The organism is Vibrio olivae (assembly GCF_042428525.1).
GTDB classification, from domain to species: Bacteria; Pseudomonadota; Gammaproteobacteria; order Enterobacterales; family Vibrionaceae; genus Vibrio; species Vibrio olivae.
The window spans coordinates 117,637-141,970 of sequence record NZ_JBHMEP010000003.1 but is presented as its reverse complement, the minus strand read 5'-3'; the positions used below and the strand labels follow the sequence as shown (position 1 = coordinate 141,970).

Here is a 24,334-nt window from a genome sequence, read left to right as displayed (position 1 = left end):
CTTTACGGCATGGTTAATGCTGTGATGAATGGGCAGAGTAATGTACGGTTTGTTGGCTGATCGCCAGTAAAAACCAGGCGGCATGAGGTATCCATTGTTCTCCCCAGCGCCAGTTTTGCAGCAAGTCATGACAGTGAGGTTCTGGATTGAAGGCGATGCCATCGGCATCATCAACGCCTGCAGTTATGCCGTTACAGATGCCTCCCTTGGCATTAAAAAAACCAAGTTGGGGTAAGTAATCGGGATTGTTGCGACCATGGCCGTCAAGCATGCAGATGTCATATGGATTGAGGCCCAAAATCCAATCAATGGCGTGCTGTGCATAGTCGAGCAGTCTTTTGCCCAAGTTCGAGTCGTCAATGAGCTCAGCGGCTTGGTAGGCAAAGCCGGCTAAGGAAGCAAGCCGTGCGTTTTCGCCTTGCCACCAGTAGCCTGTTTCGTTGTTTTGGGCGATGAAAAAGGCGTCATGCTTAGGTTGTTCAAGCGGCTTGACGTATTGACGTGGGTAGCCGAATGGGTTGTTTGTCGCGTGCGTAATCGCTAGCTCAAATTCACAGGCCTGTATGATCACGAGTTTTATTCTTTGTTTGCGATCATTATCGGATTCAATGGTGAGAAATTCACACAGGGCAAGCCCTGGAAGCCCGGCTTCTGCAGCATGATAATAAGGCCGACTCCCATCGTTATTTGCTGACCAAAAATGGCAGAAGTTATTGTCGCTGAGCTGACGCTGACAAACACGATCAGCCCAGATTCTACTCTCTTTAAGGTAGTCATCTCGCTGGGTACTTTTATATAACTCAACACATGCGAGCAGAGCGCAATACTCATCAATAATGTTTTCGCATCCATCATCGAGATAATGCTTATTGTACTCTCTCAAATGTTGGTACCCACGCTCGGCGGCATGAAGATATTGTTGTGGTGTGTAATCCCCGGCTAATTGCCAGCGTGCAATACGAGCCAATGCCGCAATCGTCATCCCCCCACCTTGGCGAAAACCACTTTGATGATCTTGTGATTTATCACCGTTTTGGGTTTGGTAAGCACAAATTTCACGCTGATCAGTGTGTTTCGACCATTGATCAAAGACCGTCATGTAAAAATAGCCGGATGGCGCTTGCATTCGCATCAGAAAATCGGCGCCATACAGGGCTTCTTCCTCTAAACGTAAAGTGACAAAGGGCGCTAACATCTGTTGCGTGGTTAACGTTTGATGACTTTTTAAGAAGCTCCAAACCACCATAGGAATTTGTTGTGGATTAAAGTAATTCGCGTAAGAAAGGTGGCTTAAATACTTGCTGACATCGCCAGAGGCATCGTACCAACCGCCGTGAACGTCGACTTTTTGTGGCGAAGTTTGGCGATTGCTTTGAAAGATAGGGACTTGGTGGTCAGCTTGTTCAAATTGGCCGCCACAGCGCTGTGATTTGAAATAGTGCAGCAGGTCGGAGAAGGTTCGTTTCAACAAAAGATGAGGTTTCACCTCAAATACAGGCGATTGTGTTTGCTCAAAGATCAAATAAAACTGACCACTATGGCTTAACGTCGAAAAATCGATTTGATGGAAGTAACCTTGAGGCCAATTAGCGACCTTTTCTCCTTGGTGTACGATGTAATGCGCAACGGTTAAATGGGTAGTGGCATCGACCAATCTCGCATTGTCACAGGTCAGACGTGGCTGCTGAGTCATCAGAATCGCTTGCTTTGGGCCATCAGTTTCGTAGCCGAGGTGGTTAATGAGCAGTTGCATTTCTCTCTCCAACACCATAATCATGTGGTTAAAGGTTCTATCGAGGCCAGAAAAGGCGGTTGGCCCCGATAGAAAAAGATCCTGTTATTGATACAGGTAACAACGAACAAAATGGTTGTCCGCCAGTTGGGTAACTTCTGGAAGCCTTTCTTTGCAGCGCTCTGTTGCGTGAGTGCAGCGTCCAGAAAATGGGCATCCAGTAGACTGAGGTGTCCACAGCGGAATTTCTCCGCGATGACCTTTTAGCTTGTCGTGAATCGATTTACTTGGATCGGGCACCGCCGAAACCAACAGTTGAGTGTAAGGGTGTTGAGGATCATGGATAATTTGTTCGGTGTCTCCCCATTCCACCATGTGGCCGACATACATCACCGCTAGGTCTTCGGCTATATAGCGCGCTGTGGCGATATCGTGCGTGATGTAAAGCAGCGACATCTGCTTTTCAAACTTCATTTCTTCCATCAAATTCAACACGCCAGCGCGAATCGAAACATCAAGCATGGACGTTGGTTCATCGGCCAGAACCACTTCAGCGCCCACAGCGATATTGCGGGCAAGATTCACCCTTTGACGTTGACCACCGGAAAGTTGATGGGGGAACTTGTCTGCCGTTTCTTTGGGAGGGATCAGTCCGACTTGCTCTAGCAAGTCATAAACGCGTTCCTGCAGCTCTTTCTTATTACCGCGAGCGACTTTTTTATGGATCAACAGTGGCCGAGCAATATGGTGAAAGATATTGTGGGTAGGATTGAGAGAACCAAAAGGATCTTGCCATACCATTTGAATACCTTCACGGTAATGCATGAGATCTTTTTTCGCGCGGATCGTGGCGATATCACGTCCTTTGTATTCAATCGCACCGTCGGTTGGTGCGTACATTTTTGCGATCATCTTGGCCGTGGTTGATTTACCGGATCCGGATTCTCCCACCACAGAAAGCCCGCGACTTTTATACATTTTAAATGACACGTCATTAATAGCGCGCATCATTGGCTGATTCAGAGCATTGCTGTTGATTGGAAAATCTTTCACTAAGTTTTTACCTTCAACCAACAGTTCACCGCGTGTTTGACTCATATTCGACTCCAGAAAAATTCGTAGTTACAACTTGCTTTGAACGATGGGCTCACCATATAGGTGGCAATTGGAATAGCGGCCCGGTTCGATGCAGCGCAGTTCGGTTGCAACATGAGTGCAAGCGTCATGGACACGATCACAGCGTGCTTGAAAGCGGCAACCCGTCGGGATTTCTAACAAGTTAAGTGGGTTGCCAGGAATGCCCTTGAGCTTGGTTTTTGGCCCAGTTAGTGGTGGAAAAGAGCTCCCTAGGCCATGAGTGTAGGGATGATAAGGGCTCTGCAGTATTTGTTTTGAGGGCGCCACTTCGATCAGTTCACCCGAATACATAATGCCAATGCGATCTGAAAACTCGACCATCAACGAGAGATCATGCGTGATAAAGAGGATCGAAAAGCCAAACTCCTCTTTGAGTGCGTAGATCTTTTGTAGAATTTCACGCTGGACCACGACATCCAATGCCGTTGTCGGTTCATCCATAATGATCATTTTGGGATTCAGTGCCAAAGCAATCGCGATCACTAAGCGTTGGCGCATTCCACCTGAAAACTGATGAGGATAATCGTTCAATCGGCTAGGATGAATGTCGACGATCTCTAATAGACCTTCCGCTCGGTTTTTGGCTTGACGACGCGTCATGCTGGTATGGCGCATGATCACGTCGCAAAACTGCTCTTCCATCGTAAGAACGGGATTTAATGCATTCATGGCACTTTGAAATACCATCGACATTTGGCTCCAGCGAAATGCCTGCATTTGGGATTCGCTGTACTTGAGGATGTCTTCACCATTGAAAACAACCTCTCCGCCGGTGATAAATGCTGGTGGCTTGTGAAGGCGCATGAGCGAGAAGGCAACGGTAGACTTACCACAGCCAGACTCTCCAGCGAGGCCAAAAACCTCACCAGGAGCTATGTCAAAGCTCACGTTATTGCAGGCACGGACATCGCCAGCATCAGTAATGTAGTCAACGCATAGATTGCGGATTGAAATTAGCGGTTGAGTCATGATTATTTGTCTCCATTCCACAAGGCATGTTGAGTTGTTGGCTCTGGTTTCTGAGATTGTTTCTCTTGCTTGACCAGTTTCTTCCAGCGTTTCATGCCTTTTTGAGCCCGTAGTTGTGGGTTGGCAATTTCATCGACGGCGAAGTTAAGTAGCGCTAAACCGGTGACAAGCAGAGTCAGTGCAATACAAGGCGCTAGCAACTCCCACCAAGCACCAATAAGCATTGATGAAGACGTTTGAACGTTATAAAGCATAATGCCCCAACTGATGGTATTCGGGTCGCCTAGCCCCAAGAAGGAGATAATCGATTCCATGGTGATGGCATACATCACCGAGCCTATAAAACTTGCACCGACGATTGGCACGAGGTTGGGTAAGATTTCAACGAAAATGATGCGAAAAGCAGACTCTCCAAGAACCTCTGCTGCTTTGACAAATTCTTTCTCTCGCAGCGCCAAGGTTTGTGATCGCACGACACGAGCCCCCCAGGCCCACGATGTACAACCGATAATAATGGCGATGGTTAGTGGCCCAGCTTCACCAATAAATGCGGCAAGGACAAACAGCAGCGGATACTGTGGAATCACAAGCATGATATTCATTGCCGCGGTAAGCACATCATCGATACGTCCGCCAAAATAGCCAGCTGAAATGCCAATTACAGTCGCAAGGAAACAGACCGTTATTCCAGCGCCAAAGCCTACCGCGAGAGATACTCGAGCTCCGTGCGCCAGTTGGGACCATACGTCGCGTCCCATTCGTGTTGTACCAAGGGTATGGTCTTGCTTTTTGGACATCGCAAGCGTACGGCGGTCATTACCCAAGTGAGTCGCAATCCAACCGTCCGGGTTAGTATTGGCCGCTTTGGTCACCCAACTTGGGTATTCATGAGGGTTACCAGTACGCTTATCCGGCGCATGCTTAGTTAATAGAGGGGCCGCGAGTGCAACGAATAAGAACAGACCGACGATGAACGAACCCGCACGAGCGACCGGATTAAGCAGGATCAGTTGAATCAGAGCTTGCATGATTATTTGCCTCCTTTACGTAGGCGAGGATCGAGTACGACATACAACATGTCTGCGATTAAGTTGAAGGACAGCATGAACAAGGTCATGATCAGCAGCTGCCCCTGGAGAACCTGATAGTCACGAGCATTGATAGCATTGAGCAGCAGCGTTCCAAGTCCTGGGTAGTTGAAAATGATCTCAACAATCAGCTGCCCACCGATTGCCATGCCAAGTGACATAGAGAGAGCCGTAACGCTTGGCAGTAGGGCGTTACGCGCCGCATAGTTGAATACCACTCGGTTTTCGCTTAATCCTTTGCCTTTTGCCATGGTGATGTAGTCTTCGGCGAGAAGGTTAATCATGTTGTTACGCATATTGACCAGAAACCCACCGATTTGAACGACTGATGCGCAAATCAAAGGCAGTACCGCGTGGTAACCGACATCTTTTACAAACGCCCAGTTTGTCCAGTCAGGGGTGGTTCCTGGGGTATAGGCATAACCGGTTGGAAACCATTTGAGACCAATGGCAAAGATAAACAGTGCCAGCATGGCAATGACCACTTGTGGTACGGCTTGTAGTATCAACATGCCAGGTGTTACGAAAGTGTCGTATTTACTGCCGCGCTTCCAAGCGGCAAAAATGCCAAGCAGTGAACCGAGAGAAAAAGATAGAATGACCGCACTGCCTGCTAAAAACAGTGACCAGCCAAATGCGCTGCCAAGCAGTGAGTTGACAGACAAAGGATAAAATTGAATTGATGTGCCTAATTCCCAGCTCAATATATTTTTCATATAAGCGATGTATTGAGTGACCAGACCACCATCGACAAAGCCCAGTAGTTCTTTCATGGCGGCAATTCTCTCAGGTGTCACTTGCACCGAGGCGTTTGCAAACATCATCGTTACCGGATCGCCGGGCATTGCTCGTGGAATAACAAAATTTAATGTTGCCGCAACCAGTAAAGCGACCAAATAAAATGACAGACGTCTTAAAAAATAACCCATAACTCACACCTTAAAACTCACCCAGATTTATTGGATCTGGTTGGAGATGACTTTGAAACCTTAAATTCAAAGTAAATTCCCCCCTGACGTACGAGCGCCATCAATTAAGATATTGATAGTTAGGGGGATAGAGCGGCACACCGTCGCGTGCCGCTAACAGAGGGACTGTTACTGAACTGGTTTTAAATCCAATACATGCAAGAGACGCTCTGGAATACCAGCCCAAATGTTTGGACGGCCTTTCGGATTCTCTTCATTCCACCAACCCGTGAAGCGTTTGGTGTTGTACTGGAACATGTAGGCGCCAGACATCACAGGAATGGTCACTTGGTCTTTGGCAATGATTTGCTGAATCCCATGAGCGATATCTAACTGCTCATCTTTATCCGCGGTCTTATAGAAGCTGTTTAGCAACCCATCCAGCTTCTGATTCTTGTAAAAGTGCATCGCGAATCGCGGCATACCTTCACCAGATTGCAACGCTGAGTTATAGGCACTATTCCAGTAGGTATAAGGGTCAGCACCGTGGAAATAGTTGGTGTAAGCCACATCGTAGGTACCTTCGAGCATCGCTTGGTTATAAACCGAGAAGTCTGGCGTACGAGCTTTGGCTTTGATGCCCGCTTCAGCTAACTGTTCAACGGCTAATTGCACCGTGTTGTTAAAGTCCGTCCAACCATTGGGGGATTGAATCAGCAGCTCAAAAGACTTACCAGAAGGCGTTTCAACAAACCCGTCACCATCCACATCTTGAAATCCAGCTTTGTTGAGTAGAGATTTCGAAGCGTCGAGGTTATAAGAGTTATATTGTTTGAACTTGTTGTGAACACTTTCATCCGACCAAGCTTCAAACGCATAGCCCAGGCCGGAAGCAAAGTCATTGACTGTACCGCCACCGTAAAAAGCGATATCGATGATTGTTTGACGATCCAGCGCCATTGAGAATGCACGACGAAAATCGACGTTGGTGAGGGCTTCATTTTTCGCAGGGTCTGCGTTTTTGAAGTTCACCACGAACGCTTGAGTACCTGATGGCGGGTACCAGTAGTGGTGGGTTGGGCTCGCCGCAGCGTAAGTCCGGTCGATATCGGGAATAAACGAAGACGTCCAATCCATTTCACCGTTCACGACTTTACCTAGAAATTGATCGTTATTAGCGATTTGTGGCACTCGCAAACAATCAACGTCTAGATTGTCATTGTCCCAGTAGTTGGGGTTACGACATTGAATGTACAGCTGAGCCGTAAAGGTATCGATTTCGGTAAAAGGACCGGACCCTACCGGATTCTCGTTAGTAAATGTTGCTGGGTCTTTAACGTTTTTCCAGATGTGCTCAGGGACAACCGGCACTTTTGAAATTTCGTAAGGAACATTGGAGTTGGCTTCCGTTAAGCGGAAACGAACTTGATAGTCGCTAATCTTTTCAACACCAGAAACCCAAGAGTTGATACCACTTTGATCCAATTCTGGTTTTTCTTTTACTAAGTTAAACGAATAAATTACATCATCGGCGGTAAACGCTTGGCCATCTGACCACTTGACGCCTTTGCGAATGTTAAAAGTGACGCTCATTAGATCGTCAGCCATTTTGTAGCTTTCAGCTAAACGAAATACAGGTGTATTACCATGCATTTCGTTAAAGACCACAAGAGGTTCGTACATAAAGTCCGTCGTCGTGTGCAGGTTAGTTGCGCCCAAATAAGGATTAAAGTTACGAACAAAAGTAGTAAATTCTTTAGGATGAACCGTTAACTCACTGCGTTCTGCTGCGTTTGTAAACGAAGCATATCCAGTGGTTGCAGTAGCAATCATTGCGGTTGCTACTGCGGTTTTTTTTATATTGGCAAGCATAGCTGTTCCTTACTATTTGCTTTCATTTCACTTGTGATGAATCACGTTTTCATCACTCTCTAAGAACTACCTCAGGGATCGTTTCTGCCGATGGCTGAAAGTAATATGAGTGGCCTGTAGCCCTTAGTTAGAGTTAAGAAAACACCTTATCGACAAATTAGGCAATTGCCTTTCTCGTTAAAAACGTCAAAACCACTTTGAAGTCCGTCAATATCGGCAAAAATAAGAAAAAACTCACGTTGGACATCCTAAAAAGACGCTTGAACTGGCTCGCAGTTTCTCCATCTTTGTTATATGTGTGTGAGTATTTGCTTACTTTTCAGGTTTTTTATAATAAGGGGTTGTCTGATTTTATTTTGAGGTGCGATCTTCATCACTTGGTGGTTGACGATTATTTTATGCGTCCAAATTACCATGCTGAGATTGTTGTGATTAGACTCGCAATCCGCAGGTTTTATGACGTTTTATCGCTGCTAAGTAGTGCGCTTGTCAGTTTTATCCGCCCACTTCTCTTTTAGTGGAAATCGAATCTTGATGTTATTTCTCATCAATTATTAAGAGCAAATACCCAGTCGCTTATCTCATCGCAGCAAGTCCGGTTGAGAAGGTGCAATAAGGGTATCGCGCCTTAGGCATGATACTTCAAAGCGCAGGCTAAGGGAGTCAGGGCGGTATTAATGCTCATGATATCAACCGTGATTAGACACGTTGATCAGCTCGTCAGCAGGTGCTGCAGTTTGTTGCGTAGCTTTTCGATATGCACACGCTCAGGGCTTTGCTCTTGGCAATGCTCAAGAATGTAATCCAGGGAGTTCAATACGGTACGCCAACGCGGGGTTTTGGGGAGCGTTTCGATGCGTAAGTATTTATCTAAGGTACGGGTTTGTAGAGTGCTTCTATCTAGGTAGACGCGCCATAAGCCACTTTGCTCAGCAAACGTAAACTTACTCTGGCCGGTGACATTCTCCCAATAGTCGAGTGCGCTGGTCATCGCATCGACTAAGACTTCACGCATCAACTCGGGTTTAGACAAGCGGTCATCCCCCGCTTTGTCTACCATTTGGCTGAATTCGCCGCCAAGCTGTTTTAGTTCCTCGAGTTTCGCGGCATCACCCTCAAACGCATAGCTGGAAAGCGCTTCGACTGCGGTTTCTAGATCGGTAATACGGTGGCTGTGATAGGTCCCTTCAGCGGCAAAGATATACAGTGATTTCAGCTCACCTCCTTTTGGAAGAGTCAGAATGTCACAGGTTAACGTTTGGCGGACTTCCTTAATATAGACGCTGATATCGCCACAGTAATGTTCTTGATTCACCTCGAGATATTTTAGCGCGATCAACTCGCTGGCGTTGGAGCGTTTGAGTTGCTCTTGGGTTCGATGAAACAGCTTAGCTGCAGCTTCATTGGCATAGCGAATACGATTGTCTTCGCGCAGACATAATATGGCTTCAGGCGCGCTATCAAGTTGCTCAAGTAAGCGTCCTTGTGTTTCTAGCAGGCTTGCTTCGATCATTGCTCTTTGCTTGAGTTCTGATTTTAGGAACTGATTTTCTAGCCGCCGCTGTTCGGCTTTACTGGCCGTTAAATGAGCTGCAATACGTGCCGCTAATTCTTGTTTGTTAAATGGCTTTGATAGGTAATCGTTGGCACCGGCGTCAAACCCTCGAATACGATCATTGGGCTGATTTAATGCGGTGAGCATGATGATCGGCAAACTGGCATGATCGTAGCGCTGACGCAGTGTTTCACATACTTCATAGCCACTCATTCCAGGCATCATGATATCAAGCAGAAGTAATTCCGGCTTTTGCTGGTCAATTAACTCCAGTGCTTCAGGACCGCTTTGCGCGCTGCGTACTCGATAACCTTCCATGCGCAGGAAGCTATCGAGTACCCGGACATTGACCGGTTCATCATCAACAATGAGTAGCAAAGGCCCATCAGGATTCTCTTGCAGGCCGCGGCGGTCAGTTAAGTCGAGGTCATTGCTTTCAGGCACACTAAAATGGGTGTTATTCCGTTGATCAACTTGCTCAATTTGTTCTCTTGAAGCAACGGGGAGTGTGAAGCTAAAGGTGGTTCCCACCATAGGTTGACTGCTGACATAGAGCGAACCATCCATCAGTTCGACTAATTGGCGGCTAATTGAAAGTCCGAGCCCTGCGCCTTGTCGATAACGGTTGGCATCATTGCCCGCTTGTATCAGTGGTTCAAAAATATGCTCAAGTTGATCGGCTGGAATGCCTTGCCCAGTGTCGACGACTTGAACGCGAATGTGGTCATCAACCACACTAGCAGAAATAACTATTTTTCCTTCACTGGTGTATTTAATGGCATTGCCAACCAAGTTGTACATCACTTGTTCAAGGCGCTGAGGATCGGCGCTGACCCACAGTGGCTGATCTTCAATCTGATTAATAATACGCAGCGGCTTGTTACCCAGCAGGTGAGAGGACAGCTCTAAGACAAGGCGCGTCGAGCTGGAGATATCGACAGCGGTAGTATGAATATCTAAATTTCCATAGCGCATCTTATGGTAGTCGAGCAGGTCATCGACCAAATTAGCAAGACGTTGGCCGCTGCTAATGATGATATCTAATTGATATTTGTGATCTGAGGTCAGGGGGCCATTCGCTCCGCTGGTTAACGCCTCTGCGATCCCGACCATACCATGTAGTGGAGTTCTTAACTCATGGGAGGTGGTTGCCAAGAATTCATCTTTGAGCTTATCGGCGAGTTGCAAATCGTCATTTTGCTTTTGAATCAGCTTGAGGTTTTCTGCCAGTTCCTGATTTTTTTGATTGATCAGTTGCATCTTATCGTGGATCGAGCGTTGCATCCGCTCAAAACTGACGGCTAAGCGACCAATTTCATCTTTGCGGTCGGTATGAATAATTTCGGTGTCTAGCTCACCCGCTGAGACCTTTTCGGCAGCCCAAGTGAGCTTTAGTAGCGGTGCGGTAATGAAGTTAGAAAGATAATGAGAGGCGATAAAGACTAAAATAATCGCGGTGACCATAGCGAAAATAAATACGGTTTCGAGCTGATTAACTCGAGCGAACGCTTCTTTTTGCGGAATTTCGACGACGATGGCCCAATGGATTCCTTTGAGTGAAATTGGCGCATACGCGGCGATAATCGGTTGATTGTTGGTGTTGGTATAGGTCCCGACATCGGCGGTGCCTGCCAGCGCTTTGTCGATCACATCAACACTTTTATCAATGTCTGATTGTTGATAAGCCAATGTCTTTGATTGGTGGTTTTCACCAACTAATAGCGTTCGAAGCCCTGAAGTATGACGGGATTTATCCGCTATGAGTTTAGTAATGCCGTTATTGGGTAGCCGAAACATCGCATAGCTGTGAAGATAGCCTTGCTGAATAATCGGCGCGGCAAGCCAAGCGACGCGCTCTCCATGTTCATCTTGTGCGAAATCAGAGAGTACAACAGGCGTAAAGTCTTCGTTGGTTTTTCGCTTTTCGTGTACCCATTGTTCGAGTTGACGAAATGTCTCACCAAGTTTGTCGTTTTTATAGCGACCACTGTGCAAGTTTGTCCCGTAGTAGCCATATTTATAGATGGAATAGGTGACATTTCCTTCACGGTCGACCAATAAAATGTCGTCAAAATCGGAGCGTTTAAGCAGTTCTAAGTAGCTTCGATGGTAACGTTTATGCAATAAGCGATATCGTTCCGTCCCGTTAAACAAGGACGATTCTGGTAAAATCGATGTTTTTATTTGGTCCCCAGAACCTCTGATATAACGCTGCTGAGCATTACTGCGAGCTTGCTCGATGGTTAGTCCTAGGTTTTGGAAAGCGTTGACTAACCCATAAAATCGCCCACCACTGGCGTAAGCCAGCTCCGAGCGGACAAATCCCATCACTTCGGACTCTTTCGCCAGCAAGTAGTCAATAACCTGCTGTTGCTTGCTATCGCGGACAGAGCGTAAGTGAGACGTACTTTGTTCTTGAAGATCTTTACTGTGAGATTGAAGGAAAAACAGCGCGGTAACCGTGAGTGGAGTAATGCTCAAGACCAAAAAAGCCAGCATTAAGGTGTTATGAAGACGCTTAAATTTCTGTTTTTTATAAAGGCTGAACATAATTATGCTGTTTATTCCAAGAGGGAAAGTCACGATGGTTGAGAGCCATCAAGGCTCTAACAGCACAAATTAAAGAGTTTTTTCGCTTTGACAAGTAAGTTGGGTAGGAAGCGTGGTTAAACGCCCACTTTTTACCAGTAAGGAATGAAAGAGCCTGAAAATACGGTGATTTTCAGGCCTAAACATTACTTTTTCGCGTGATAAATGGAAAATTTATTGGTTTTATTGATGGTTTCACAGTGCCCATAACTACCCTCAATAATCGGTGGGTATTTTAAAAAGCTGTTGGCAACGATAAACAATTCACCGTGAGCGGTTTGATGGTTCGGCGCGTCACGTAATAAGGTTTCAGTCGCGCTGTAACTGGTGTCCAACCCTGAGTGGAACGGTGGATTACTAATAATATAATCGTAATCGCTCGCCGTGTTGGAATACACATCCGAGGCAAATACGCGACCTGTCAATTGGTTGGCATTCAATGTCTCTTGGCTAGAGGCAATGGCAAGTGCACTGACATCGGTCATCTCTAGTTCGATATCTGGATTCAACGTGGCAAGTACTGCGCCGATAACTCCTGCACCACAGCCAAAGTCGAGCGTTTTTCCCCGCAATGTTGGAAGTGAATCCAACAGCAGGCGAGAGCCATGGTCAAATTCACCATGGCTAAATACACCAGGTAAGCTTTTTACTGTGAGTGTGTGCTGCTGATAATCAACTTGGTAGGTTTTAAACCAAGCTTGCAGTTCAAAGGGCTTGGTGACTTGTTCGCATTGCCCCCAATAAAAGGAACAGCGCCGGGCTGAATCATATTTATTGATTGCGCCATACGCCTGAAATTGTTGCTCAATGCTTTTGACGCCTGAGCGATTTTCACCAACCACCACAATTTCGGTACCTGCGCCCAATTTACTCATTAACATTGACAGTAAATATTCCGCTTCCGCTTTCGCTTTAGGCCAATAGAGTAGAACCATATCTGCGGGTTTTTCTGCTCGCCACTCGATCCCAAACTCACTGTAGATCTCTGGATGAGACTGCAATTGACGGTAATAGCCGTAATGGGTTGTAAAGACGGAAACCGATGCGCAGTGCTCGGTAAGCTCAAGAGGAAATAAGTCTTCAACTTCGCCGGCAACAACAAGGTGTTTATCGGCAAAATAGGCTAATTGACGCTGAGCAATTTGGCTTGGAGCAGTATAAGCAGACATAAAAATGATGGTGTAGTCAAAACAAGGGGCGATTTTCGCATAAACCGCCCCTTGCTTGAAGCATTAGCTTTGATCTTGCTTATCGAGAAAGCGAGAAAACTCTTCCTCGTAGAGATTAAACAACACGATGGTAATAGCAAAAATTAATGGGCCGTAAAGTAGCCCTATAAGCCCGAACAATTGCAATCCTCCCAATAAAGAGAAGAAAATCATCAAGGTATTCATGCCATTGCTGCCCTGCATTAGCAGTGGACGCAGAAGGTTGTCAATGGAACCCACCACCACAATACTCCACGCTGCAAGGAAAATCGCCCAGGTCGTGTCGCCAGTCAAAAAGAGGTACGCAGCGGCGGGAATCCAAACTAAAGCGGTACCAACAACGGGGATGAATGAGGCAAAGCCCATCATTGTGCCCCAAAATAACATAGGAAATCCGGTAATGCCCATTCCGATACCACCAGCAAATCCCTGAGCAAGTGCGGTTAAAAACGAGCCCATTACCGCAGATTTGGACACTTTCTCTACTTCTTCAAACAAACGGTCTTCTTGGCTACGTGAAAACGGCAATATATGACGAATAATATGAATAATACGATTGTGATCGCGAAGTAAAAAGAACAGCACAAACAGCATTAAGAAGAAGTCGAGTAGGAAGTTGGTGGCGTCTCCTAATATTTTGGCACTCATGCCAACCAGGCGTGTGCCAAAACCAGAAGCAAATTCAGCAAGGCGTTTAGCAATATCTTGAGGTTCCACTTCATCAAAAGGTAAATAGTGATTTGCCCAGTTTAAAGCGGTCGTGACCCAAGGGTGTTCAAAGGCCGTTTGAATACCATCATGGGTTACCCATTTATATATGTTTTCTGATAATACAGACCCTTGTTGTACTAAGGCTGAGAGTACAAAAAGTAGTGGTATCACAATAATAAAGGTCAAAATGGTACAGGAGATTAGGGAACAAATATTGGGGTGCTCACCAAATCGCGCTTCGATTTTTTCATGCAGTGGATACATCAACATCGAAATGATAAACGCCAAGATAATCGGATTGAGATAAGGAATTAACAGCTGGTAACAGGCAAACATTGCGGCCAATAACGCAATGATCAATACCCAATGGCTGGATGATATTTTTAGATTTTCTCTCACGTTCATGACCTATATGGTGATTTGAATGAGAGTATAATGACGGCAAACGTAAGTGCGATCAATGGAGTCAGTGAAATGGGGTGTTGCGATAATAAGGCAAAAGATAAAAACCAAAACATGAATAAAATCAGAAAGGTGCCATGGTTTGGTGTGGTGCTGGGGGTTTTAGCTATCTTGGTGATGCTTAATTGGCAATAAAACGCTCAGACGAATTCTCGCCTGAGCGCTGACTTTTATGCTTGTTTGGCGAGTTCAGCAAAGCTGCGTTCTGCCGCTTCAAGCGTTGCTTCAATCTCTTTTGAACCGTGAGCGAGCGAGGTAAAGCTGGCTTCAAAGGCTGATGGCGCCAAGTATACGCCGTACCCCAACATAAGGTGGAAGAAGCGTTTAAAGCGTTCTACATCACATTGAGCGACATGTTCGTAGCAAGTGACTTCCGGTTGGTCGGTAAAGAAAAAACCGAACATCCCGCCAACTTGGTGTACGACCAACGGAATGCTGTACTTGTCTGCAAGCTCTTTGAAGCCGTCAGCAAGTTGTTTGGTCTTAGACGCCAAGCGTTTTTCATTACCTTCTTCTTTTAACATGTTGAGACACGCGTAGCCTGCCGCCATGGCCACCGGATTACCAGAGAGCGTGCCCGCTTGATAAACCGGCCCTGTTGGAGCCACGTGCTGCATAACTTCTTTGCGACCACCAAAGGCCCCTACAGGCATACCGCCGCCGATAACTTTACCTAGCGTGGTTAAATCGGGTTTGATGTTATAGTGTGCTTGAGCGCCGCCCAATGCCACACGAAAACCGGTCATGACTTCATCAAAGATCAGTAACGCACCTTCTTGGTCACAGATCTCGCGTAGACCTTGATGAAAACCATCGACAGGTGGGATGCAGTTCATGTTGCCAGCAACGGGTTCAACGATAATACAAGCAATTTGATCTTTGTGAGTGGAAAACAGCTCACGAACAGACTCCAGATCGTTAAAGGTTGCGGTTAATGTGTGTTTCGCAAAATCAGCAGGTACACCGGGAGAACTAGGTTGGCCCAAGGTAAGCGCACCAGACCCAGCTTTGACTAACAGGCTATCAGCATGACCGTGGTAGCAGCCTTCAAATTTGATGATTTTATCGCGTCCGGTGTAACCGCGAGCGAGGCGAATCGCACTCATGGTTGCTTCAGTACCTGAGCTTACCATGCGTACTTGTTCCATAGAGGGGACGAGTTCACTCACCAATTCGGCCATATTAATTTCAAGCTCGGTAGGGGCTCCAAAGCTTAAACCCCGCTGAGCGGCTTCAATGACCGCTTCACGGATAACCGCGTGATTGTGGCCAAGAATCATCGGACCCCAAGACCCTACGTAGTCGATGTACGCTTTGCCATCGGCATCAAAGATTAAGGCGCCGTCTGCTCGTTCGATAAATAAAGGCGAACCACCGACACCATTAAACGCGCGTACTGGCGAGTTAACGCCACCGGGAATACGTTGCTGTGCTTTTGCGTAAAGCTCTGCGGATTTGGTCATTGGTATATCCTCTTTTGATTGCTCGGACCAATTTGCAAGGCATTGTACCTGTCCAAGACTCAGCGAGGAATGATAAGTTAAAAATAATCGCGATATCATTAAAAAAAAGCGTCTTAAAACAAGAAAAAAGCGTCAACGGAGTGGAATGTTATTGGTGAATACTTGAACGCAGCAGTCAGGTATTAGATAATCACCGAATATGAGATACATGGGATAGGCTGTGGCATCTGTGTCTATTCAGTCTCACCCAAATAAAAAAGAGAGGTCGTCGTGAGCGAAGTCAATGTACCTTTAACGTTTTCTGATACAGCTGCAATGCGTGTCAAAACCTTGATTGCAGAAGAAGAAAACCCAGAGCTCAAGCTGCGAGTATACATTACCGGAGGCGGCTGTAGCGGTTTTCAATATGGTTTCACCTTTGACGAAAACGTCAATGATGGAGACACCACGATCGTCAACAGTGGCGTGACTCTGGTGGTTGATCCCATGAGTTTGCAATATTTGATCGGTGGTAAAGTGGATTACACTGAAGGGTTAGAAGGTGCACGCTTCTTTATTGATAACCCAAATGCCACCACCACTTGCGGCTGTGGCGCTTCATTTAGTGTATAAACACTGAATCACCAAAAGAAAAAGCACTGATTTATCAGTGCTTTTTTTGTTCTTGGCATTTAGTTACTGCTTGGCTAATAACTGACTGTAGCGATCAAGTTTGCCTAAGCGTACTTTTGCGTTGGCGATAAACGTCGCTTTGTTTTTACCGGTCAATGATTTTGACTGAGGTAAAGAGACGGTTCGCGGGTTTTTGTGGCGACCATTAACCAAGAATTCATAGTGCAAGTGAGGGCCGGTCACACGACCTGTGCTACCCAGAGTGCCGATGGTTTGCCCTTGTTTAACACGTTGACCGGTTTTGACTGTACGTTTGGTTAGATGCAGATATTTGGTGATGTATGTGCTGCTGTGACGAATAAACACATAGTTACCATTATATTTGTTGTAGCTCGATTTCTGAACGATACCATCACCTGCCGCCCAAATAGGTGTGCCGACCGGGGCCACATAATCTGTGCCGCGATGAGGCCTGACTTGACCTGTGACTGGGTGTAAGCGGCGAGGGTTGAAGTTGGAGCTAACACGACGAAAATCTAGGGGGGAGCGCAAAAAGGCTTTTTTCATCGCTCGGCCTGTTTCATCATAATAACTTTCGCTATGATCGTCGTAGATCGCTTTGAATGTCTCGCCTTGGTTGGTAAAGATAGCGGCGATAATTCGTCCTCGTTGTACCACTTCACCTTCAACAATTTTTTCCTGATACAGCACTTTGAATCCGTCCCCGCGACGAATATCTAGCGCGAAATCGATATCCCAACCAAAAATTTTGGCGATCTCGATGATTTGATTAGCGGTTAACCCCGCGGCTTTACCCGCATTCCAAAAGCTCGAGGTAATGGAAGCCTGCGCGTAGTTATATTGATAATGAACTTCTTTTTTATCTACGCTGGAATCATAACTCTGTTCGGTTTTGGAGATGACAAAGGTTTCATCTGCACTAAGACGTCGTTTGAGTTGAATCAGATCTCTTTGCTCATCAAAGCCAAACTCCAACACATCGCCTGGGCGTAAGTGCGTCAGTTGCTGCTTAATGTCTTTATTGGTTGTCGTCAGCTGATAAAGCAACCGTGATGAGAGCCCTAAACGTTTGAACAGTACCGCAGCACTCTCCCCTGAACCTACGGTGTGCTTTTCCCACTTTAAACTCGCGAGAGGAGAGTCTATTTTGGGTGAAGAGAGGTTCTGAGGGTTGATTTCAATCGGATAGTGTTGACCAATTTGATAAAAACTTGACTCGTGATGCAAACTTTTAGGGGAAGGCAAGCACAGCGCAACGATCATGAGAACAATGCACAGCGCAATGAGGATACGATGAAGCTTCGGTAAACGAGCAAAAATAGATAACATTATAAATTCGTAGCGACAAAATCATAAAAAACGGCTTGGTTAAGTCTAACTGGTTTCAAAAAGCATCGCTATTCAAGTAAGATGTCGAACTATCAAATTTTTGCCAAATCTGTGGGAGAGAACAAGAATGGCGAGTATTGAAGCAGCACTGGCCGAGATTAAGCGTGGTGTGGATGAGTTGATTCCAGAAGAGGAATTGATCGCAAAACTGAAAGAAGGCCGTCCCCTTCGTATTAAATTAGGTGCGGATCCAACGGCGCCAGATATCCATTTGGGGCACACGGTTATTTTTAATAAGTTACGCACGTTTCAAGAGCTTGGTCATGATGTGACTTTCTTGATTGGTGACTTTACCGGTATGGTGGGTGACCCAACCGGCAAAAATACCACGCGTCCACCGTTGACTCGTGAAGACGTACTACGTAACGCGGAAACCTATAAAGAACAGGTATTCAAGATTCTGGATCCGGCGAAAACCAAGATCGAGTTTAACTCGAATTGGTTATCTGAATTAGGCGCGGAAGGCATGATTCGTCTTGCTGCGAATCAAACCGTTGCGCGCATGCTAGAACGTGATGACTTTAAAAAGCGTTACTCAAGAGGCCAACCTATCGCGATTCACGAGTTCATGTATCCGTTATTGCAAGGTTATGACTCGGTCGCGATGGAAACCGATGTCGAACTGGGTGGTACCGATCAGAAATTTAACTTGTTGATGGGGCGTGAACTGCAAAAAGCCAACGGTCAGAAACCTCAAGTTGTGTTGATGATGCCATTGTTAGTCGGCTTAGATGGCGAGAAGAAAATGTCTAAGTCAGCGAACAACTATATTGGTATTAGCGAAGCACCAAGCGAAATGTTCGGTAAAATCATGTCGATTTCAGATGATCTGATGTGGAGCTACTACGAATTACTTTCGTTCCGTCCGTTAGAAGAAATTGCACAGTTTAAACAGGAAATTGCTAACGGTAAGAACCCACGCGATATCAAAATTCTGTTGGCGAAAGAGATCATTGCGCGTTATCACACGGATGCGGATGCGGATGCGGCTGAGCAAGAGTTTATTAATCGTTTCCAAAAAGGTGCGGTGCCTGATGAGATGCCAGAGTTTAGTTTTGACTCAGGTGTACCGGTGAGCAATTTGCTAAAAGAAGCGGGACTTTGCTCTTCAACGTCTGATGCTATGCGTATGGTGAAACAAGGCGCAGCGAAGTTGGATGGTGAAAAAATCACTGACGCGAAATTAACGCCAGAAGCGGGAACGTATGTTTTCCAAGTGGGTAAACGTAAATTCGCTCGTATTACTATCAAGTAATCGAGGTTAATAACCCCCGTTAATAAAAAAGCGCCTTTGTGGCGCTTTTTTATTTCCATTGACTTAGCATGATCTCATTGTTCTGGCTGATAAGTGCGAAAACGAAGAATAAACCAAGTTTCAAATACTAGCAGGCTAATGATCGCCCACTGCCAGTGAGTTCCGTAAGCAACAAAGTACAATACGCTGCCCATCGACAACCAAATAACCACCAAAGATTGCCATTTCTCACGTTTGGTTAATCCTTTTTTATCTTTCAAACGTCGAGCAATCGGCCCAAGAGTTCGATGATCCAGCAGCCATTGCTGGAAGGCTGGTGAAGAGCAGCCGAAACAATATAAGGCCAACAGGATAAAAGGGACGGTGGGTAATAATGGAACGGTGACGCCAATCAACCCGAGGATGACGCAGGTCCAACCGACACAACTATACCCCTTGCGTTTTATTGCTTCTGTTTTTGAACAGGGTTGGTTCATCTCATCGACACAATATATAGGAACAATGTTTTTAGTATCGTTAGCGAAGTACCGATAAGCAAATAGATTTCAACGATAGTTCGTGTTGCTTTTATCAATTGATGTTTACTTTTTTGCCGTAGCTTGACTGTCAGTCACAATGGTCCGGTAAAAGCGCTGCTCAAATTGGGTGAGTGGTGCGATGGTGCTTGGCTGAGCCTCATTACGTTCAGGTGGATAGTAGTCAGTCACATATTGCACAAACAGAGTTTTCGGTTTGCCAAAACGATCTAAACCAAATCCCGCCATATTATGACTGCCATATAAAGAGCCACTTTTGGCTATGATGTTGTTTTGTATTGGTGCTCGACGCATGCTGCGTCGGTATTTTAACGTCCCATCTACCCCCGCGATTGGCATATGACGAATTAAATTCAGCTTGTCATCTTGTTGCCAAATGTAGCGTAAAACATCGCTCATTGCTTTTACCGTCATGCGGTTATTGCGTGACAAGCCGGAGCCATCCGCCATCGGTAAATCAGACAAATCCAAATTCGCGTGTGAGAACAACACTTGTTTGATCGCCTCGGTGCCATTGTTGAAACTCCCGGGTTGAATGAAGAAATGTGCACCAATGGTTTTAGTCAGGCTGTCAGCAATCAAATTATCAGAGTGCTTAAGCATCGTATCAAGTAATCCATCCAACGTTTCAGACTGGTGAATAACGAGACGCTTTACTTGTTGAGCACTATTTGGCGTACCGATCTTAACTTGGCCTTTAAGCTCAATGCCGGCCTGACGAAGTTGGGCGTATATGACGCGAGAGGCATAGAGTGTTGGGTTTTGAACCGCAAAGCGCAGAGGAAGCGGTTTGGAACGTTCCACGAGACAGCCTTGTAATTGATAGTGGTTATTCTGAGTGGTCAATAGCTCTAGATCACACTGACTGCTCTTTTGTCCGGCTTTAGTGACGGTTTGAGCTTGGGTAATGACATGTATCGGGTAATGCTCAGGGACAAACACACGAGTTGAGCCATCTTTTTTGGTGTATATTGAGGCTTCAATACAGTTGTCATCGATAATCACTGCACTGGCGGGCGCACTGTAGCAAACGCCAAGAATATCCCACGGCCAACCTACAGCGCGATCATAACCACTGAATACGCTGGTATCTAGCCAAATGTCGCCATCAATATGCGTGATGCCTTGTTGCTTCGCACTCACTAGCATGGCATGCAAATCGGAGGTGGTTAACGTCGGATCACCAGAAAAGCGAAAAACCAGATCTTGGTCAGCGCTTGATAACTCGGTTTGATAGCGAAAATCGTCACCAAGCTCAAGTTTCGCCGCCAGTGCAGTAACCAGTTTGAGCGTACTGGCTGGTGGAAAGTAAACATCTTGATTGCCAGTGGTTTCTAAATTGCGTTGTGTCGCTAACTCTTGAATGACTAGGCCGACGCGAGTGCCATTAGGGAGGGGAGCTGTGAGTTCACTAGCCTGAATGGTGAATACGGAAGCGAAAATCAATACCGCTAGGCAAAATAAGCGTCGAAGAAACATAGAAAGTCAGCAGAATATAAAAACAGTGACACAGTATAGCGAGTATAAAAAACGCCTGCTAGCGAGCAGGCGTCTTATCTTTATGACTTTAATCGAGAGATTAGAAGTCGTAACGTAGACCTAGAGCAATTGAGTCTTCAGCTTGCGCTTTTGTCGCTGGGCCGTTACCTAACTGAGTATTACTGCCTATAGTATCACCGTCGCTAATTAGGTTAAAGTTGTATGAAACGTAACCGCGGAAGTTTGGTTTGAAGAAGTACGATGCATCAACTGCGAGGTTATCTGCCGATGTTTCATTGTTAGTTTCGGCGTTGTTGTAGGTAGTAGTGAAAACTGTTTTGTCTACAGTGTACGCCGCTGCCACTTCGTAACCTGTGTAATCAACGTTGTCATTAGTATTGGCGATTTGTAGTTCACCATCAGTGAATAATCCCGCTAGGTATAGGTTGTTATATGTCCAGTTTGCGCCAAGCATGTATTCGTTAGACTCGTCTTGGTCAGCGTAACCCGCGGCTAGCTTGATACCAGTGTCTGCAATTGCATAGATAGCAGATAGCGAGTAGCCATCTTTGCCGTTGTCTTCAAATTCACCAGTTGTTCCGTCATCAGCATCTGCAAAACGGTAGCTTGCACGTACGTCTAGGTTTTGGAAGCTGCCTTTATACGCCAACATGTTGTCAGTACGGTCTGCAACTGCCAGTTTGTATGCTGCTGAGTTTCCGTGGTAGCCCATGATATCGGTGAAGTCAGTGACAACGCCTAGCGAGCCTTCAGTTTTACCATAAGAAACTTGACCAAATTGACCACCTAACCCTGCGTAAGCGAGACGAGTTGTTAGGTCACTGTCACCTTCATCAGTGCCTTGGCCTTGTTCATTGGTAGTAAATTCGCCTTCCCAGAAGCCAATGCCGTATAGGTTTTGGTTAACTTGCGCAATACCTTCGAAGTTTAAGCGAATACGAGTCTTATCTGTTGCTTTTCCGTCTTGTAGAAGCATACGTCCTTCAGCACGGCCGCCCATGTTCACAGTGTTACCGTCTTGGTTGTAAAGTTCCGCGGCATTTACACCTGTCGCCACTGCTGCGGCTGATACTGCTAGAGCAATCAGAGTCTTGTTCATTTTATTAGTCCTAATTTACTGTCCATAAATAAATTTGAGCTGGGCACTCAAGCATGAATACACGAGTTGCCCGTAGGGGGGATAGCCTTAGCCAACGCGTTTTATATTAAACAGTTGTTAAAATATAAAAATCATTGGACTTCCGCTAAGGAATCTCGGAACTAGTTGTACCGCTAAAGTTCCGCGATTAGATAGTAAAATGATATAAATTACACATTTGAACAGTGTTTTATTTTTAGCGAAAAAAATATCAAACTACTGATATTTAATGAAATTATGCCTTATTTATGATTTTTTTAGTTAAGTGATCTTTTAGTTTTTTTTAGTTTAATATTTGTTGATAATCACGAGATTGATACGAGTAAGCAAATTTATTCATTTTGGTAACTTTTTATTTATTTGAAGTGGATCACACGTGCCGGAATTAGGATGATTTCATAGCTAACTTTGTTTACACTACAAGAAATTGAATATTCACCACCACTACCTAACCCTCTTGGGTTGGGTAGTTTTATTTTGTCCAAAAATTACTTTGGCATAGAGGTATGAAATGGAAAAAGTCCCAATGACTGTGAATGGCGAAGCGAAGCTGCGCCAAGAACTCGACAGACTACTAAAACTTCGCCCACAAATTTCACAAGCAATTGCTGAAGCGCGCGAATTGGGTGATTTAAAAGAAAACGCAGAATACCATGCTGCCCGTGAAGAGCAGGGCATTTGCGAAGCTCAGATTCGTGATATTGAATACAAGCTTTCCATTGCACAGGTTATTGATGTGACGAAAATGGAAAACACGGGCAAAGTCATTTTTGGGACGACAGTTACCCTGATTGACATGGATACTGAAGAAGAAAAGACATTCCAAATTGTCGGCGATGATGAAGCGGACATTAAAGCCGGTCGTATTTCGGTCAGCTCGCCGATGGCGCGTGGATTGATTGGTAAACTGGAAGGCGATGAAGTATCGATTACCACACCAGGTGGTGTGAAAGATTACGAAATCGACCGTGTCGATTACATTTAAATTTGTTTTCTTAGCGACAGCTTAGATTTCAAATACAAGTTAATAAAAAAGGTCGTAATTACGACCTTTTTTATTCTGCACACAACGATTACTTGCGTGGTAGTTCAATCTTGCGCTGTTCGCTTTGGCGATACAAAACCAAGGTTTTGCCAATAACTTGGACTTTTTCTGCGCCTGTTTCGCGAACAATGGCGTCAACAATCAAGTTTTTTGTTTCACGATCTTCTGAAGCCACTTTTACCTTGAGCAGTTCATGATGGTCCAGCGCGATTTCGATTTCTGCTAGTACAGCCTCGGTTAAGCCATTTGCGCCCAGTAGGACGACAGGTTTCAGATTGTGAGCTAGACCTTTGAGATGCTGCTTTTGTTTGGTGCTTAGGTTCATTACGCGGCCAATTTTATTTACTATTAGGGTTGAAAAACTGCATTTTAACGCCATCTATCCCTTAAGACTATCAATTATTGGGCTAGATGCGCTCTACCGGTCGAAAATAGATGAGTAAACAAAAACACTCAGCCAGCTCCGGACGCTGGTTGAAAGAACATTTTGATGATAAATACGTGAATGAAGCCAAAAAGAAAGGCTACCGTTCCCGTGCGATTTTTAAAATCGAAGAAATTCAAAATAAAGACAAATTGCTAAAACCGGGAATGACAGTGGTGGATCTCGGGGCAGCCCCTGGTGGTTGGTCGCAATATGCCGCGGGCATCGTTGGCGATGAAGGGCAGGTGATTGCCTGTGATATTTTGCCGATGGATTCAATTGCTGGAGTGGCTTTTTTACAAGGTGATTTTCGTGAAGAAGCGGTATTAGACGCGTTGCTTGAACGAATTCAACCAAGCATGGTGGATGTGGTGATGTCAGATATGGCGCCAAATATGGCAGGCAATTTATCTGTCGACCAACCTCGTGCAATGTATCTAGTTGAGCTAGCATTAGATATGTGTCGACAAGTTCTGGCACCTAATGGTAGTTTTGTGGTGAAAGTCTTCCAAGGTGAAGGTTTTGATCAGTATCTTAAAGATGTCCGTGATCTGTTTAAAGCGGTTAAGATACGCAAACCAGATTCTTCTCGCGCTCGCTCTCGAGAAGTTTATATTGTAGCCACTGGTTACAAAGGTTAACCAAATAGCGCATTGACGCTACGGTTTACCCTATAGCTACAGTTTATAATCTGTAGTACCCTACCTTTTAATTACAATT

20 protein-coding genes are annotated in these 24,334 nt (G+C 45.5%); 5 read left to right on the top strand and 15 right to left on the bottom strand.

Going from position 1 to position 24,334, the window contains the following annotated elements; translation table 11 throughout:
* Window positions 1-13 precede the first annotated feature (13 nt).
* The 9 genes from ACFFUV_RS13355 to ACFFUV_RS13315 form a co-directional block, all read right to left on the bottom strand.
* Complete coding sequence (locus ACFFUV_RS13355) at window positions 14-1,753, bottom strand: glycoside hydrolase family 9 protein (RefSeq protein ID WP_390193601.1); 1,740 nt, start codon at window positions 1,751-1,753, stop codon at window positions 14-16.
* An 84-nt stretch (window positions 1,754-1,837) separates the two neighbouring features.
* Window positions 1,838-2,830: an ABC transporter ATP-binding protein gene (locus ACFFUV_RS13350; protein ID WP_390193599.1), complete on the bottom strand. Its 993-nt coding sequence runs from the start codon at window positions 2,828-2,830 to the stop codon at window positions 1,838-1,840.
* A gap of 24 nt (window positions 2,831-2,854) precedes the next feature.
* On the bottom strand, window positions 2,855-3,838 hold the full coding sequence (locus ACFFUV_RS13345) for an ABC transporter ATP-binding protein (protein ID WP_390193597.1): 984 nt from the start codon (window positions 3,836-3,838) through the stop codon (window positions 2,855-2,857).
* Between the two features lie 2 nt (window positions 3,839-3,840).
* Window positions 3,841-4,866: an ABC transporter permease gene (locus ACFFUV_RS13340; protein WP_390193596.1), complete on the bottom strand. Its 1,026-nt coding sequence runs from the start codon at window positions 4,864-4,866 to the stop codon at window positions 3,841-3,843.
* Window positions 4,867-4,868: 2 nt separating this feature from the next.
* Window positions 4,869-5,855 (bottom strand): ABC transporter permease, encoded by a 987-nt coding sequence (locus ACFFUV_RS13335; RefSeq protein ID WP_390193595.1) that lies wholly within the window; start codon window positions 5,853-5,855, stop codon window positions 4,869-4,871.
* 168 nt (window positions 5,856-6,023) lie between these two features.
* Window positions 6,024-7,706 carry an ABC transporter substrate-binding protein gene (locus ACFFUV_RS13330; RefSeq protein ID WP_390193593.1) on the bottom strand — a complete coding sequence of 561 codons (1,683 nt, stop codon included), beginning with the start codon at window positions 7,704-7,706 and terminating at the stop codon, window positions 6,024-6,026.
* 712 nt (window positions 7,707-8,418) lie between these two features.
* Entirely contained in the window at window positions 8,419-11,811 is a 3,393-nt protein-coding gene (locus tag ACFFUV_RS13325; RefSeq protein ID WP_390193592.1) for a response regulator, read from the bottom strand.
* Between the two features lie 185 nt (window positions 11,812-11,996).
* On the bottom strand, window positions 11,997-13,019 hold the full coding sequence (rsmC, locus tag ACFFUV_RS13320; RefSeq protein WP_390193590.1) for a 16S rRNA (guanine(1207)-N(2))-methyltransferase RsmC: 1,023 nt from the start codon (window positions 13,017-13,019) through the stop codon (window positions 11,997-11,999).
* A 63-nt stretch (window positions 13,020-13,082) separates the two neighbouring features.
* Complete coding sequence (locus tag ACFFUV_RS13315; RefSeq protein WP_390193588.1) at window positions 13,083-14,168, bottom strand: AI-2E family transporter; 1,086 nt, start codon at window positions 14,166-14,168, stop codon at window positions 13,083-13,085.
* Between the two features lie 36 nt (window positions 14,169-14,204).
* Here ACFFUV_RS13315 and ACFFUV_RS13310 point away from each other — a divergent pair, with 36 nt between their 5' ends.
* Window positions 14,205-14,366: a hypothetical protein gene (locus tag ACFFUV_RS13310; protein WP_390193587.1), complete on the top strand. Its 162-nt coding sequence runs from the start codon at window positions 14,205-14,207 to the stop codon at window positions 14,364-14,366.
* Window positions 14,367-14,401: 35 nt separating this feature from the next.
* On the opposite strand, the gene hemL is transcribed toward ACFFUV_RS13310, so the two are convergent.
* Window positions 14,402-15,694: a glutamate-1-semialdehyde 2,1-aminomutase gene (gene hemL, locus ACFFUV_RS13305; protein ID WP_390193585.1), complete on the bottom strand. Its 1,293-nt coding sequence runs from the start codon at window positions 15,692-15,694 to the stop codon at window positions 14,402-14,404.
* Window positions 15,695-15,964: 270 nt separating this feature from the next.
* Between hemL and erpA the strand changes: the two genes are divergently transcribed.
* The gene (gene erpA / locus ACFFUV_RS13300) at window positions 15,965-16,306 is read left to right on the top strand and encodes an iron-sulfur cluster insertion protein ErpA (protein ID WP_390193583.1); all 342 of its coding nucleotides are present in this window, start codon (window positions 15,965-15,967) and stop codon (window positions 16,304-16,306) included.
* Window positions 16,307-16,369: 63 nt separating this feature from the next.
* On the opposite strand, the gene shyC is transcribed toward erpA, so the two are convergent.
* On the bottom strand, window positions 16,370-17,656 hold the full coding sequence (gene shyC / locus ACFFUV_RS13295; RefSeq protein ID WP_390193581.1) for a peptidoglycan DD-endopeptidase ShyC: 1,287 nt from the start codon (window positions 17,654-17,656) through the stop codon (window positions 16,370-16,372).
* Between the two features lie 127 nt (window positions 17,657-17,783).
* On the opposite strand from shyC, the gene tyrS reads away from it, so the two are divergent.
* Window positions 17,784-18,971, top strand: coding sequence for a tyrosine--tRNA ligase (tyrS, locus tag ACFFUV_RS13290; RefSeq protein ID WP_390193579.1), 1,188 nt, complete (start codon window positions 17,784-17,786; stop codon window positions 18,969-18,971).
* 74 nt (window positions 18,972-19,045) lie between these two features.
* Here tyrS and ACFFUV_RS13285 read toward each other — a convergent pair whose 3' ends face one another.
* The 3 genes from ACFFUV_RS13285 to ACFFUV_RS13275 form a co-directional block, all read right to left on the bottom strand.
* Window positions 19,046-19,447: a YbaN family protein gene (locus ACFFUV_RS13285; RefSeq protein ID WP_390193577.1), complete on the bottom strand. Its 402-nt coding sequence runs from the start codon at window positions 19,445-19,447 to the stop codon at window positions 19,046-19,048.
* Window positions 19,448-19,552: 105 nt separating this feature from the next.
* Window positions 19,553-20,986 carry a serine-type D-Ala-D-Ala carboxypeptidase gene (gene dacB, locus ACFFUV_RS13280; protein ID WP_390193575.1) on the bottom strand — a complete coding sequence of 478 codons (1,434 nt, stop codon included), beginning with the start codon at window positions 20,984-20,986 and terminating at the stop codon, window positions 19,553-19,555.
* Window positions 20,987-21,086: 100 nt separating this feature from the next.
* Window positions 21,087-22,106 (bottom strand): porin, encoded by a 1,020-nt coding sequence (locus tag ACFFUV_RS13275; protein WP_390193573.1) that lies wholly within the window; start codon window positions 22,104-22,106, stop codon window positions 21,087-21,089.
* A 550-nt stretch (window positions 22,107-22,656) separates the two neighbouring features.
* On the opposite strand from ACFFUV_RS13275, the gene greA reads away from it, so the two are divergent.
* Window positions 22,657-23,130 carry a transcription elongation factor GreA gene (gene greA / locus ACFFUV_RS13270; RefSeq protein ID WP_390193570.1) on the top strand — a complete coding sequence of 158 codons (474 nt, stop codon included), beginning with the start codon at window positions 22,657-22,659 and terminating at the stop codon, window positions 23,128-23,130.
* Window positions 23,131-23,218: 88 nt separating this feature from the next.
* Here the strand turns inward: greA and yhbY are convergent, their stop codons facing one another.
* The gene (gene yhbY, locus ACFFUV_RS13265) at window positions 23,219-23,515 is read right to left on the bottom strand and encodes a ribosome assembly RNA-binding protein YhbY (RefSeq protein ID WP_390193567.1); all 297 of its coding nucleotides are present in this window, start codon (window positions 23,513-23,515) and stop codon (window positions 23,219-23,221) included.
* A gap of 110 nt (window positions 23,516-23,625) precedes the next feature.
* Here yhbY and rlmE point away from each other — a divergent pair, with 110 nt between their 5' ends.
* Complete coding sequence (gene rlmE, locus ACFFUV_RS13260; protein WP_390193564.1) at window positions 23,626-24,255, top strand: 23S rRNA (uridine(2552)-2'-O)-methyltransferase RlmE; 630 nt, start codon at window positions 23,626-23,628, stop codon at window positions 24,253-24,255.
* Window positions 24,256-24,334 lie beyond the last annotated feature (79 nt).